We start from the raw sequence: 12354 nt of genomic DNA, 5'->3' as shown, positions 1-12354 counted from the left end.
ACAAATGAAAAAGCGCTGTTGGATTCCGTCCAACAGCGCTTTGGGGTCCGGGCACTTTGTGCCTCGATTGTCTCCTCGTTCTCCACCTGCAAATTCGTTTCGCGGTGCATCAGAACTGAAACGAAGATTAAAGGACCTTTCACCCTGCGACAACTTAGCATTTACCCCTATGGTGCATCGCCGCACGAAAATGGGGCACCAGCCTTGCCGCGCGGCGCCGGCCCGAGGCCGCCGAGACGCCCTTCCCGGCCGCGCCGGATGGTGCTTCGCATCAACGGATCGCGATGCGCGACGGGATGCAATCAGGACGGCCTGAGCGTCTTGACCCGCGCGACCATCTCGCCGACGATCCCGCGCCGGAACGCAAGCACGCATGCGATGAAGATCAGGCCCGTGACGATCGTCGCGGATTCGCCGAGCGAGTGGAACCAGCCGATGCCCGTCAGCGATGCGAGCCATTCGCCGATGTCGCCGAGGCGGTCCTCCAGCGCGACGATCAGCGCCGCGCCGAGCAACGGCCCGAACAGCGTGCCCATCCCGCCGACGAGCGTCATCAGCACGACGAGGCCCGACATCGTCCAGTACGCGTCGGACAGCGTCTCGAAGCCGAGCACCAGCACCTTCATCGAACCGGCCAGCCCCGCGAGCCCGGCCGACAGGATGAACGCGAGCAGCTTGAAGCGGTCGGTGTCGTAGCCGAGCGAAATCGCACGCGCCTCGTTCTCCTTGATCGCGACGAGCACCTGGCCGAACGGCGAGTGCACGATCCGCACGATGAACGCGCACGCGGCGATGATCACCGCGAGCACGACGTAGTAGAGCGCGACGTCGTTCGACAGGTCGACCAGCCCGAACAGGTGCCCGCGCGGCACGCCCTGCAGCCCGTCCTCGCCGTGCGTGAACGGCGCCTGCAGGTAGATGAAGTAGACCATCTGCGCGAACGCGAGCGTGATCATCGCGAAGTAGATGCCCTGCCGGCGGATCGCGAACAGGCCGACCACGAGCCCGAGCAGCGTCGCGGCTGCGGTGCCGGCGAGCACGCCGAGCTCGGGCGTGAAGCCGAGCGTCTGGATGCCGTAGCCGGTCACGTAGCCGGCGGTCGCGAGGAACATCGCATGGCCGAACGACAGCAGCCCCGTATAGCCGATCAGCAGGTTGAACGCAGCCGCGAACAGCGCGAACGCGAGCACCTTCATCACGAACACCGGATACGCGCCGATGAACGGCGCGGCGAGCAGCGCGGCAAGCAGCACGCCGTAGAGCACTTTTCTCTGCATCATTTTTCCTTGCCGAACAGGCCCGCCGGGCGGATCAGCAGCACGATCGCCATGATCACGAACACGACGGTGGCCGATGCTTCCGGGTAGAACACGCGCGTGAAGCCCTCGATCACGCCGAGCAGCAGCCCCGTGATGATCGAGCCGAGAATCGAGCCCATCCCGCCGATCACGACCACCGCGAACACGGTGATGATCATCGGCTGGCCCATCAGCGGCGACACCTGGATCACCGGCGCGGCGAGCACGCCCGCGAATGCCGCGAGCGCGACGCCGAAGCCGTAGGTGAGCGTGATCATCATCGGCACGTTCACGCCGAACGCCTCGACCAGCTTCGGGTTCTCGGTACCGGCACGCAGATAGGCGCCGAGGCGCGTCTTCTCGATCACGAACCAGGTCGCGAGACACACCGCGAGCGATGCGACGACCACCCACGCGCGGTAGTTCGGCAGGAACATGAAGCCGAGATTGGTCGCGCCGGACAGCTGCGACGGCACGTCGTACGGCTGGCCGGACGCGCCGTAGATCGACCGGAACACGCCTTCGACGACGAGCGTGAGGCCGAACGTGAGCAACAGTCCGTACAGGTGATCGAGCTTGTACAGCCAGCGCAGCATCGAACGCTCGACCAGGATCCCGAACGCGCCGACGATCAGCGGCGCGAGCGCGAGCATCGCCCAGTACGGCAACCCGAAGTACGACAGCCCCATCCATGCGAGCATCGCGCCCAGCATGAACAGCGCGCCGTGCGCGAAGTTGATCACGTTGAGCAGCCCGAAGATCACCGCGAGCCCAAGGCTCAGGATCGCGTAGAACGAGCCGTTGACGAGCCCGAGCAGCAACTGGCTCAGCATCGCCGGCAACGGAATGCCAAAGATTTCCATCGACTTAGCCGTCAGAATGAGTTTCGTTGCGTGCGCAACGTTCATGCCGTCGCGCACGCGGTCGATGCAGCGGGCACATTGCTTCGGCCGCCGACGCGGCACGCCGAGGCGCGCCGCGACGCCGCGCCCACGCCTACTTCCATGCCGCGCAGCGCGTCTCCTGCTTGGTCGTGAACGCCTGCTCGCCCGGAATCGTCGCGAGCACCTTGTAGTAATCCCAGGGTTCCTTCGATTCCGACGGTTTCTTCACTTCCATCAGGTACATGTCGTGGATCATGCTGCCGTCCGCGCGAATGTAGCCCTTTGCATAGAAGTCGTTGATCTTCATCTTCTTCAGCTCGGCCATCACCTTGTCGGAGTCGGTCGTGCCGGCCGCCTGCACGGCCTTCAGGTACGTCGTCACCGACGAGTAGTCGGCCGCCTGCAGGCTCGACGGCATTTTCTTCATCTTGCCGAAGTAGCGCTGCGCCCACTGGCGCGCTGTCGCGTCGCGGTTCCAGTACCAGCTGTCGGTCAGCACGAGGCCCTGGGTCGTCTCGAGGCCGAGGCTGTGCACGTCGTTGATGAACATCAGCAGCGCGGCGATCTTCATCGTCTTCGTGATGCCGAACTCCTTCGCGGCCTTGATCGAGTTGATCGTGTCGCCGCCCGCGTTCGCGAGGCCGAGGATCTGCGCCTTCGACGACTGCGCCTGCAGCAGGAACGACGAGAAATCCGACGCGGACAGCGGATGACGCACCGTGCCGAGCACCTGGCCGCCGTTCGCCTTCACGACCTCCGCCGTGTTCTTCTCGAGCGCCTTGCCGAACGCATAGTCGGCGGTCAGGAAGAACCAGGACTTGCCGCCCTGCTTCACCACCGCCGAGCCGGTGCCCTTCGCGAGCGCCATCGTGTCGTATGCGTAGTGGACCGTGTACGGCGTGCACTGCTCGTTGGTCAGCGTGTCGGCGCCCGCGCCGATGTTGATGTAGACCTTCTTCTTCTCGGCCGCGACCTGGTTCATCGACAGCGCGGTCGCGGAGTTCGTGCCGCCGACCAGCAGGTCGAGCCCGCCGCGGTCCATCCATTCGCGCGCCTTCGACGCGGCGATGTCCGCCTTGTTCTGGTGATCGGCGTAGACGACCTCGATCGGCTTGCCGAGCACCTTGCCGCCGAAGTCGGCGACCGCCATCCGGATCGCCTCGAGGCCGCCCTGCCCGTCGATGTCCGCGTAAAGCCCCGACATGTCGGTGATGAAGCCGATCTTCACGCTATCCGCGGCGTGTGCGGCGCCGGTGGTCAACGCTGCGGTCGCGACCGCGAGACACGCGTGTGCGAGGGTCTTCATTTTCATTGACGTCTCCTGTTGTTCTGATGCGTTGTGGTTATTCGAGGCCGCCACGGCTAGCGGCAAGGGAAACGGGGCGGCGTCACACCCCGAGCAGGTCGTGAAGGATCGGCATCTTGCCTTCCAGTTCGGATGAGCGGAAATGCTCGACGATGCGGCCATGCTCCATCACGTAGAAGCGGTCGGCGAGCGGCGCGGCGAAGCGGAAATTCTGTTCGACCATCACGACCGTGTAGCCGCGAGCCTTCAGCGCGACGATCATCCGCGCGAGCGCCTGCACGATCACCGGCGCGAGGCCTTCGGATATCTCGTCGAGCAGCAGCAGGTTCGCGCCGGTGCGCAGGATTCGCGCCACCGCGAGCATCTGCTGCTCGCCGCCTGACAGCCGCGTGCCCTGGCTCTGCCGGCGCGACGCGAGATTCGGGAACATCGCGTAGATCTCGTCGAGCGACATCGCATGCTCGCTCGGTCCGATCGGCGGCGGCAGCATCAGGTTCTCCTCGCACGACAGGCTCGAGAAGATCCCGCGCTCCTCCGGGCAATAGCCGACGCCGAAATGCGCGATGCGGTGCGTCGCGAGGCCGATCGTCTCGTTGCCCGCGACCTTGATCGAGCCGCTGCGGCGGCCGGTGAGGCCCATGATCGCGCGCAGCGTCGTGGTGCGGCCCGCACCGTTGCGGCCGAGCAGCGTGACGACCTCGCCGCGATGCACGCTCAGGTCGACACCGTGCAATATGTGGGATTCCCCGTACCAGGCCTCGAGGCCCGTGATCTCCAGCGCGGGCGTGCCGCTTTCGACGCCGCTCAATTCGCGTTCCTCCCGTTCGCTGTGCTTCATGCGTGCGCCCCCGCGAGCGCCGCGTCGGCGCTGCCCATGTAAGCCTCGATCACGAGCGGATTCTTCGACACTTCCGCATACGAGCCTTCGGCCAGCACCTCGCCGCGCTGCAGGACGGTGATCGTGTCGGAGATGCCCGCGATCACGTTCATGTTGTGCTCAACCATCAGGATCGTGCGGCCGCTCGCGACCTTCTTGATCAGCGCGGTCACGCGGTCGACGTCCTCGTGGCCCATCCCCTGCGTGGGCTCGTCGAGCAGCATCAGTTCGGGTTCCATCGCGAGCGTCGTCGCGATCTCGAGCGCGCGTTTGCGGCCGTAGGCGAGCTCGACGGTCGGCACGTGCGCGAAATCGGTGAGGCCGACCTGCGTGAGCAGGTCCATCGCACGATCGTCGAGGCGCCGCAACGTGCGCTCGCTGCGCCAGAAATGGAATTCGGTGCCGAGCGCGCGCTGCAGGCCGATGCGCACGTTCTGCAGTGCGGTCAGGTGCGGGAATACCGCCGAGATCTGGAATGAACGGATGATGCCGCGGCGCGCGACCTGCGCGGGCCGCTCGTCGGTGATGTCGATCCCGTTGAAGACGATCTGACCGGCCGTCGGTGTCAGGAACTTGGTCAGCAGGTTGAAGCAGGTGGTCTTGCCCGCGCCGTTCGGTCCGATCAACGCATGGATCGCACCGCGGCGCACACGCAGGTTGACGCCGTTCACGGCGGTGAAGCCCCTGAACTCCTTCGTCAGTCCGCGTGTTTCCAGAATCGTGTCGCCGAGAATCATGTTCCCTTCCGTACGAAGTCAGGCAATGCACCGGGAAGATTCGCGCAAGCGACCGAGAACAGGTCTGCGGATGAGCGGGCTGCCCCGGACGCCATATTACGCATCGAGGGTGGTCTCCCGCGCCGACGCGTATGCACACTGCGCAACATTGTCGCCCTGTTGGTGCAGTGCAATCATCGGGATTTGCACTTATAGGGCTGGCCGCCGTATCGGACGTATCGGACGCGGCCGTGCGCGAATTGCCGGCGCGCCTTTTTTGACACGCGCATCATCGGCAGTCGCGCGTCCGCACGACCCGTGCCCGCTCGAACGCGGACATATTGCGCCGCGCGTCATGTCGCCGCGCAACAAAAAGGCCGCGTGAAATACGCGGCTTGCGGCGCAATCGCCGTTCACGTCGTCGATCCGCCGCGTTCCGCACGCGCCATCTTGTTTCGCATAGCGAATCAGCGGGCGCCCGGATGACGGCCCGCTGTCGAGCCTGTCAGCGTGGTGTCATGCCGCCGTCACCGCCGCGTCCGTGCGCACCTGCGTCGCTTCGTGCGCCGCGCGTCGATCGGCGCGGATCATGTCGCTCGCGCGCTCAGCGATCATCAGCGTTGGCGAATTCGTGTTGCCCGACGTGATGAACGGCATCACCGATGCATCGACGATGCGCAGCCCCGCGATGCCGCGCACGCGCAGCCGGCTGTCGACGACGGCGCGCTCGTCGTCCGCGCGCCCCATCCGGCACGTACCGACCGGATGGAAGATCGTGGTGCCGACCGCGCCCGCCGCTTCGATCAGTTCGGCTTCGGTCCGGTACTGCGTGCCCGGCAGGATTTCTTCCGGACGGTAGCGCGCGAGCGCCGGCGCGGATGCGATCCGGCGCGTGAGGCGCAGCGCGTTCGCGGCGACATGGCGATCGTGGTCGGTCGACAGGTAGTTCGGCGCGATCGACGGCGCCACGCCCGCATCGGGGCTCGCGACGTGCACGCTGCCGCGCGAGCTCGGCCGCAGATGGCAGACGGAGGCCGTAAAGGCGTTGAAGCGATGCAGCGGCTCGCCGAAGCGCTCGAGCGACAGCGGCTGCACGTGGTATTCGAGATCGGGGCGCGTGAGCGCGGGATCGTCCGGATCGGACTTCGCGAACGCGCCGAGTTGCGACGGCGCCATCGACATCGGCCCGCGCTGCAGCAGCGCATATTCGGCACCGATCATCAGCTTGCCCCACCAGTGCGCGGACAGGGTGTTGAGCGTGCGCACGCCATCGACGCGAAACGCCATCCGCAACTGCAGGTGGTCCTGCAGGTTCTCGCCGACGCCGGGCAGGTCCTGCACGACGTCGATGCCGAGCGCCTGCAGCCGCGCACCCGCACCGATGCCCGACAGTTCGAGCAGCTGCGGCGAATTCACCGCGCCGGAGGTCAGCAGGACTTCGGCGCGTGCACGCGCGACGTAATCGGTGCCGCCGCCGCGATACTCGACGCCGACTGCGCGCCGCCCGTCGAAGATCACGCGCTGCGCGTACGCGCCGGTGATCACCGTCAGGTTCGGGCGCGTCATCGCGGGCCGCAGGAACGCCTTCGACGTATTCCAGCGCACGCCGCGCTTCTGGTTCACCTCGAAATAGCCGACCCCCGAATTGTCGCCGCGGTTGAAATCGTCGGTCGCGGGAATGCCCGTCTGCTGCGCGGCCTGCGCGAACGATTCGAGGATCTCCCAGCGCAGCCGCTGCTTCTCGACACGCCAGTAGCCGCCCGCGCCGTGCGCATCGCTGGCGCCGGCATGGTGGTCCTCGCTGCGCTTGAAGATCGGCAGCACGCTGTCCCACGACCAGCCGGCGTCGCCGGTTTCCTGCGCCCAGCTGTCGTAATCCTCGCGCTGGCCGCGCATGTAGATCATCCCGTTGATCGACGAGCAGCCGCCGAGCACGCGCCCGCGCGGATACGACAGCGCGCGGCCGTTGAGCGCCGCCTCGGGCTGCGTCTTGTACAGCCAGTCGGTGCGCGGATTGCCGATGCAGTACAGATAGCCGACCGGGATGTGGATCCAGTGATAGTCGTCCTTGCCGCCCGCTTCGAGCAGCAGCACATGGATCTCGGGATCCTCGGTCAGGCGGTTGGCGAGCACGCAGCCCGCGGTGCCCGCGCCGACGATCACGTAATCGAATTCGCCCTCGAGCGTGCGTTGGGTACTCACGATATGTCTCCTCCCATGGCGTGGTTGGATGGTGTTGGCGCTTCAGCGCTGACTCCATCCCCACGGCGGTCGACCCGACTCAACGGCTTCAGCGCTGACTCGAGTCCGATGCAAAGCGCCTTGTCGTGCGCCGCGCGGCGCGATCCCGCGCGTCGTTTTCAGCATAGTGCGTCGCGGGCGACGCGATCGGAGAAGCGTACTCCGCCCGCCGGCCGCCGATCCAATGAGTTATGCTGAACTGCGTTATAAGCCGCACTCATATCACGACGATGGATCTCACCCTGCTCCGCGCGTTCGCGACGGTCGCCCGCGAAGGCAACCTGACGCGCGCCGCCGTGCAGCTGCACCTGACGCAGCCGGCCGTCAGCCTGCAGATCAAGCATCTGCAGGAAACGCTTGGCGTCACGCTGTTCACGCGCACGTCGCGCGGGCTCGCGCTCACGCGCGACGGCCAGACGCTGCTGCCGCACGCGGAGCGCGCGCTCGCCGCGGCCGCCGACGTGCAACGCGCCGCTGCCGCGCTGCGCCATGAAGTGCTCGGCCGGCTGCGGATCGGCACGATCCTCGATCCGGGCTTCCTGCGGCTCGGCGGCTTCCTGCGCGCGCTGGTCGAAACCCATCCGCAGATCGAGACCGCGCTGCGGCACGGGATGTCCGGCTGGGTACTCGAGCAGGTGCGTGCGCAGGCGCTCGACGTCGGCTATTACATCGGCCGGCCCGGCGAGGACGATCCGCGCGACGACGCGCTGTTCCACACGGTCACGCTCACGCGTTTCGAATACCGCGTGCTCGCGCCGGCCGGCTGGAAGGAGCGTGTACAGCGCGCACACGACTGGCGCGCGCTCGCCGCGCTGCCGTGGATCTGGACGCCGCCCGCGTCCGCCCATCACCGGCTGCTGTCGCGGCTGTTCGCGGCGGCCGGCGCGCAGCCGGTGAAAGTTGCCGAGGTCGACCAGGAGCAGTCGATGCTCGACCTCGTCAAATCCGGAATCGGGTTGACGCTCGCACGCGACTCGACCGCGCTGGCCGAAGCGCACGCGCATGCGCTGACGATCATCGAACGCGTGACGGTGCCGACCGAGCTGACCTTCGTGACGCTCGCCGAGCGGCGCGACGAACCGGCGATCGCGGCCGCGCTGCGGCTGATCGAGACCCAATGGACGATATGAGTGCTGCTGATGCCGATGAGCCGCGGTCTCTCGTCACGCCGCCATCGCAGGCTTTTTGCTAGATTGTGCGTTCGCACACCGCGAGACCCCTGATTGAAGGAGACCCGCATGGCCCGCAACATCGAGATCAAAGCCCGCGCACGCGAATTCGACCGGCTGCGCGAACAGGCGGCTACGCTCGCGACCGAAGCGCCGCTTTTCTACCGCCAGCAGGATTTCTTCTACGACGTGCCGCGCGGCCGGCTGAAGCTGCGCCGCTTCGAGGACGGCACGCCGGCCGAACTGATCTTCTACCAGCGCGACGACCGCGACGGCCCGAAGGCGTCGTACTACACGCGCAGCCCGGTGACCAACCCGGACGCGATGCATTCGCTGCTCGCGACCGCGCTGACCACGCGCGGGATCGTCACGAAGGAACGGCACGTGTACCTGGTCGGCCGCACGCGGATCCACCTCGACCGCGTCGACGGCCTCGGCGACTTCATCGAACTGGAAGTGGTGCTCGGCCCCGACGACGACGAAGCCGGCGGCGAAGCCGAGGCCCATGATGTGTTCGCGAAGCTCGGCGTCGCGCAGGACGATCTCGTCGCGGTCGCGTACGTCGACCTGCTGAACGCCGGCGCGCCATCCGACGCGACCTGATCGGGCCCTATCCGCGGCAGGGCCTCGCGCCCCGCCGCCGCATCACGCGGCGCCGGGCGCAAGGTGCGCGAGCGGCAGCGCGCCGTTGCGCTTGAAGGTCGTCAGCACGATGTTCGAGCGGACGCTGTCGACGCCCGGCACGCGCATCAGCTTCTTCATCACGAACTGCGACAGCGCGTTGAGATCCGGCGCGACGATCCGCAGCAGGTAGTCGGCATCGCCGACCACCGCATGGCATTCGAGCACCTCGGGCAACACGTCGATCTGCTGCTGGAACTGCTCGATGATCGAATCGCCGTGGTGCTTGAGCTTCAGGCTCGTGAACGCGGTGACGCCGAGCCCAAGCTTTTCGGGGCGCAGCATCACGCGATAGCCTTCGATCACGCCGGCCGCCTCGAGCCGCTGCAGCCGCCGGCCGATCTGCGACGGCGACAGCGGCACCTCCTCGCCGAGCTGCTGGTGCGTCGCGCGGCCGAAGCGCTGCAGCACGTCGAGAAGCGCGAGATCGAAGTGATCGAGTTCCAGCATGAGCATACTCCGCATTGATTCCGGTTTTGATGCGCGATTATCGCACCAACAGGCGAATCCACGCCATCTTTGCGCCCATTCCGCACATCACCCGCTCTACACTTGCATGGTTCCCAACCACAGCATGCAGAGCCCGATCATGTCCACCGTCGTCACCGCGAAACTGCAGGAGCAGTTCGACGCGGGCCTCGAAACCCGCGCCGATTTCACCATCGACCAGCCGCTCGAACGGTACGGCCAGGTCGACCACGCGGTGTGGCAGCAGCTCTATGCGCGCCAGTCGGCGCTGCTGCGCGGCCGCGCGTGCGATGCGTTCGTCACCGGGCTCGGGAAGATCGACCTGCCGGCCGGCCGCGTGCCGTCGTTCGCGGACGTGAACCGCCAGCTGAAGCCGGCAACCGGGTGGGAGATTGTCGCGGTGCCGGGCCTCGTGCCCGATCGTGTGTTCTTCGAGCACCTCGCGAACCGGCGGTTTCCGGTCACCTGGTGGATGCGCCGCCCGGACCAGCTCGACTACCTGCAGGAACCGGACTGTTTCCACGACCTGTTCGGCCACGTGCCGCTGCTGATCGAGCCGGTGTTCGCCGACTACATGCAGGCGTATGGCCGCACCGCGCTCGCGGTCGCGGACGACGAAGCGGCGCTCGCGCGGCTGGCGCGTCTCTATTGGTATACGGTGGAGTTCGGCCTGATCCGCGACCCGAACGGCACGAACGGGCTGTCGATCTACGGCGCCGGGATCGTGTCGAGCAAGGGCGAGAGTCTCTACAGCCTCGAAAGCGCGGCGCCGAACCGGCTCGGCTTCGACCTCGAACGCGTGATGCGCACCCAGTACCGGATCGACACGTTCCAGAAGACCTACTTCGTGATCGACGATTTCGCGCAGCTGTTCGCGCTCGCCGACGTCGACGGCCGTGCGCTGGCCGACCGGCTGGCCGTGCTGCCCGAATTCCCGGCCGGCGCGGTGCTCGATGGCGATCTGGTGCTGCATCGCGGCACGGGCGAAGGCTGGCCGGACGACGCGCACGCGTAAGGCTCCGGGTCACGCCGGCGCGATTCGGGGCGCCGGCGCCCGCCTCCCGACGGCCGTCCCCGGATGGCCATCCCACAACTATGAAACAATGATCGGTACCGGCTTTGCCGCGTGGCCTCTGCCCGCGGGCGGGCGCCGTTACCGAACGAGGTGCAACATGATCCACAAGCTCACATCGGAAGAACGCAAGACCCGGCTCGAAGGCCTGCCGCACTGGACGGCCGTGCCGGGCCGCGACGCGATCCAGCGCAGCCTGCGCTTCGCCGATTTCAACGAGGCCTTCGGCTTCATGACGCGTGTCGCGATCAAGGCGCAGGAGATGAACCACCATCCGGAATGGTTCAACGTATACAACCGCGTCGACGTGACGCTGTCGACCCACGACGCGGACGGCCTGACCGAGCGCGACATCACGCTCGCGCAGTTCATCGACCAGGTGTGCGCGCACACCGATCCGGCCGCCTGAGACCTGCCTCTACCGCCGCGCGTCCTTCGATGCGCGGCGCGTCAACTTTTCATTTCCATGAACGTTTTCTAGGATGTACTCAGCGAAAGCCTTCAGCTTTCCAAGCCATCCTTAAGGCGCACGTAAGTCTCGTACGCTTTCCGCGCCTTGGGGTCCAAACCTTCCAGTTGCAGCGCGCCTCCGCGCTGTACAATCAGCAGCGCATACGGCTTGGAGAGCGCGCTGGCCTCTTCGCAGAGTTTGAGTTCGTCGCCGCTCGACGGCGAGCGGGCGCGCCAGAAATTGATCGCGGCTTCGAGGTCGTGGATCGAGATATCGGACATGATTGGATTTGATCGTTCGCTGGCCGCCATGCTTGATGTCAGGCGATGCGGCGCCCCTGTGGAAACGGCGTCGTGCTGTCCGCGTGCCTGAACCGCCAACCCATTGTACTTGAGCGAACTTCATGCGACTCCTTCTGATCGAAGACGACCGCCCCATCGCACGCGGTATCCAGAGCAGCCTCGAGCAGGCTGGCTTCACCGTCGACATGGTGCATGACGGCATCTTTGCCGAACAGGCGCTGGCACAAAACCGCCACGAACTCGTGATCCTCGACCTCGGCCTGCCGGGCATCGACGGGATGACGCTGCTCACGCGTTTCCGCCAGACCAACCGCCATACGCCCGTCATCGTGCTGACCGCACGCGACGAACTGAACGACCGGATCCAGGGCCTGAACTCCGGCGCCGACGACTACATGCTCAAGCCGTTCGAGCCGGCCGAGCTCGAAGCGCGCATCCGCGCGGTGATGCGCCGCAGCGGCCCGCACAGCGACATGCCGCGTCCGGAAGTGTCGCTCGGCGGCGTCCGCCTGTCGGGCGTCGACCGCCGCATCTTCAACGACGACAAGCCGCTCGAATTGTCGCCGCGCGAATTCGCGGTGCTCGAAATGCTGCTGCTGCGCCACGGCCGCGTCGTCAGCAAGGCCCAACTGCAGGATCACCTCACGCACTTCGGCGGCGATCTCGGCGACACCGCGATCGAAGTCTACGTGCACCGCGTGCGCAAGAAACTCGAGCAGTGCCGTGTCGAGATCGTCACGGTGCGCGGCTTCGGCTACCTGCTGCAGGAAATCCGCCAGACCGCGAGCGTCTGAGCGGCGCCGCGCGCCGGCCGCCGGCGCGCCGCCCTGCCCGCGTCGCCGTCCGACGCACGACCGCGCCGCTCCCCGTGAGCGGCGCTTATCCATTT

General features: G+C 66.6%; 13 protein-coding genes. 5 read left to right on the top strand and 8 right to left on the bottom strand.

What is annotated here, in order from left to right; genetic code table 11:
• Positions 1 to 302 precede the first annotated feature (302 nt).
• The 6 genes from DIE21_RS21885 to DIE21_RS21860 form a co-directional block, all read right to left on the bottom strand.
• Positions 303 to 1277: a branched-chain amino acid ABC transporter permease gene (locus tag DIE21_RS21885; protein WP_185640665.1), complete on the bottom strand. Its 975-nt coding sequence runs from the start codon at positions 1275 to 1277 to the stop codon at positions 303 to 305.
• Positions 1277 to 2161 (bottom strand): branched-chain amino acid ABC transporter permease, encoded by an 885-nt coding sequence (locus DIE21_RS21880; RefSeq protein WP_124499677.1) that lies wholly within the window; start codon positions 2159 to 2161, stop codon positions 1277 to 1279. Before DIE21_RS21880 ends, DIE21_RS21885 begins: the two co-directional genes overlap by 1 nt.
• A 133-nt stretch (positions 2162 to 2294) precedes the next feature.
• Positions 2295 to 3494 (bottom strand): ABC transporter substrate-binding protein, encoded by a 1200-nt coding sequence (locus DIE21_RS21875; RefSeq protein ID WP_124499676.1) that lies wholly within the window; start codon positions 3492 to 3494, stop codon positions 2295 to 2297.
• 76 nt (positions 3495 to 3570) lie between these two features.
• Positions 3571 to 4326: an ABC transporter ATP-binding protein gene (locus DIE21_RS21870; RefSeq protein WP_124499675.1), complete on the bottom strand. Its 756-nt coding sequence runs from the start codon at positions 4324 to 4326 to the stop codon at positions 3571 to 3573.
• A complete protein-coding gene (locus DIE21_RS21865; RefSeq protein ID WP_040142748.1) occupies positions 4323 to 5102 on the bottom strand; it encodes an ABC transporter ATP-binding protein in 780 nt (259 codons plus the stop codon). The genes DIE21_RS21870 and DIE21_RS21865 overlap by 4 nt, the downstream gene beginning before the upstream one ends.
• Positions 5103 to 5597: 495 nt before the next feature.
• On the bottom strand, positions 5598 to 7283 hold the full coding sequence (locus DIE21_RS21860) for a GMC family oxidoreductase (protein ID WP_124499674.1): 1686 nt from the start codon (positions 7281 to 7283) through the stop codon (positions 5598 to 5600).
• A gap of 269 nt (positions 7284 to 7552) precedes the next feature.
• Between DIE21_RS21860 and DIE21_RS21855 the strand changes: the two genes are divergently transcribed.
• Positions 7553 to 8452, top strand: coding sequence for a LysR family transcriptional regulator (locus DIE21_RS21855; protein ID WP_124499673.1), 900 nt, complete (start codon positions 7553 to 7555; stop codon positions 8450 to 8452).
• A gap of 108 nt (positions 8453 to 8560) precedes the next feature.
• On the top strand, positions 8561 to 9094 hold the full coding sequence (locus DIE21_RS21850) for a class IV adenylate cyclase (RefSeq protein ID WP_124499672.1): 534 nt from the start codon (positions 8561 to 8563) through the stop codon (positions 9092 to 9094).
• A 42-nt stretch (positions 9095 to 9136) separates the two neighbouring features.
• On the opposite strand, the gene DIE21_RS21845 is transcribed toward DIE21_RS21850, so the two are convergent.
• Positions 9137 to 9622 carry an Lrp/AsnC family transcriptional regulator gene (locus DIE21_RS21845; protein WP_006408082.1) on the bottom strand — a complete coding sequence of 162 codons (486 nt, stop codon included), beginning with the start codon at positions 9620 to 9622 and terminating at the stop codon, positions 9137 to 9139.
• Positions 9623 to 9728: 106 nt separating this feature from the next.
• Here DIE21_RS21845 and phhA point away from each other — a divergent pair, with 106 nt between their 5' ends.
• Together phhA and DIE21_RS21835 are read left to right on the top strand one after the other, a co-directional pair.
• Complete coding sequence (gene phhA, locus DIE21_RS21840; RefSeq protein ID WP_124499671.1) at positions 9729 to 10655, top strand: phenylalanine 4-monooxygenase; 927 nt, start codon at positions 9729 to 9731, stop codon at positions 10653 to 10655.
• 157 nt (positions 10656 to 10812) lie between these two features.
• Positions 10813 to 11121 carry a 4a-hydroxytetrahydrobiopterin dehydratase gene (locus DIE21_RS21835; RefSeq protein WP_124499670.1) on the top strand — a complete coding sequence of 103 codons (309 nt, stop codon included), beginning with the start codon at positions 10813 to 10815 and terminating at the stop codon, positions 11119 to 11121.
• Between the two features lie 92 nt (positions 11122 to 11213).
• On the opposite strand, the gene DIE21_RS21830 is transcribed toward DIE21_RS21835, so the two are convergent.
• On the bottom strand, positions 11214 to 11444 hold the full coding sequence (locus DIE21_RS21830) for a DUF3717 domain-containing protein (protein ID WP_059682648.1): 231 nt from the start codon (positions 11442 to 11444) through the stop codon (positions 11214 to 11216).
• Between the two features lie 122 nt (positions 11445 to 11566).
• Here DIE21_RS21830 and DIE21_RS21825 point away from each other — a divergent pair, with 122 nt between their 5' ends.
• Positions 11567 to 12259 (top strand): response regulator transcription factor, encoded by a 693-nt coding sequence (locus DIE21_RS21825; protein ID WP_006401494.1) that lies wholly within the window; start codon positions 11567 to 11569, stop codon positions 12257 to 12259.
• Positions 12260 to 12354 lie beyond the last annotated feature (95 nt).

The organism is Burkholderia sp. Bp9140 (genome assembly GCF_003853425.1).
GTDB lineage: Bacteria > Pseudomonadota > Gammaproteobacteria > Burkholderiales > Burkholderiaceae > Burkholderia.
Note: the sequence above shows the minus strand (reverse complement) of the source record. Positions and strands in the feature narration are given on the sequence as shown.